Origin of the sequence: Halomonas sp. (assembly GCF_041689495.1) — a bacterium.
Taxonomy (GTDB): Bacteria; Pseudomonadota; Gammaproteobacteria; order Pseudomonadales; family Halomonadaceae; genus Halomonas.
Map to the genome: position 1 here is coordinate 1 of NZ_JBDNGD010000229.1, position 1,255 is coordinate 1,255.

Here is a 1,255-nt window from a genome sequence, read left to right on the forward strand (position 1 = left end):
ATGTCATCATCGCCATGGCCTTCATCCATCTTTTTCACCAGCGCCTCGGCCTTCTGCAGAAACGCCTCGTAGCTTACGGTTTCATCCCGCCATTGCCTGATCAGATCATCCAGCAGCGTCGATATCTGCTGGTAGAAGCGAGGATCGGTAAGCTGCTCCCGGATAATGGTCTTGCGGACGTTATTGATGATGCCTTCGGCAATGGCATTTTTCGACAACTTGCCTTTCTCGTTGAGTTTGCGGGCAATGGCATCGTGCATACCCGTTTCGACAATCAACTCGACCAAAGAGTAGTTATCCACCGCGCCCAACGGGTCGGCCGGGTCGGCCTGAATATAGGTGTTAATCAGGTGGCGCATATCCGCCTCGAACGGTTTGATATCCAGCTCCTCGCCGGAATGATGCTTGATCGCCGCACGCACTTCGCTGAAGAACGCCACCTCCTGATTGAGCTCTGCGATTTCAGCCACCGAATAGCCGGCTTCCTCAAGATCCTGCGCAATGGCCGCAAAGGCGCGCACATAGGTCGCCACCTGCTTGTAGAAAGCGATGCGCATGGCCTCGGTATCATCGAGCGCGTTGGGATCGCCGGCATCCCCGCAGAAGGCGCGCAGGTACTGCTCCATTTCCCGAGGTGGCGGCACCGGCTCGCAGAGATACTTCAAAGCTTCGCGGGCCGCATCCAGCTTCTTGCGGCCCTCCTCCAGCCAGTTCTTGAGCTGGACATTGTTCTGCGCGTCGCCACCGTCATCCAGGTCCAGCTCGTCGGAACTGTAGACGGCAATCGCATCCTGTACGTCACCGAACAGTTGCTTGTAGTCGACGATATAGCCGTATTCCTTGTCGTCGCCGTCCAGCCGGTTGGTGCGGCAAATGGCCTGAAACAGGTTGTGATCGTGCAGTTCGTTATCGAGGTAGATATAGGTGCAGGACGGTGCATCAAAGCCCGTGAGCAGCTTGCTCACCACAATGAGCAGCTTGCAATTGGCCGGCTCCTCGATGAATTGCCGCTTCATCTCGTCCTCGTACTGCTTCGTGGTCTGCCCCTTCCTCAGTACAAAGTGGCTATAGGTATCGAACTTGAAGCGTTCATCGCTATTTGCCGGCGCGCGGGAGATGGCATTGTGGTTCGGCTCGTAGGAGGTAATCACGCCGCAGTATTGGCCAAACGTGGTGTTCTGGAACAGGCGGAAGTAATGGCAGGCGTCGTAAATGGAGGCTGCCACCAGAATGGCCGTACCGCGATTATTGTTGA

At 56.1% G+C, this 1,255-nt stretch carries 1 pseudogene; it reads right to left on the minus strand.

The features are described from left to right. A pseudogene (locus tag ACESMD_RS08180) lies at positions 1–1,255 on the minus strand (restriction endonuclease subunit R); the annotation flags it as partial.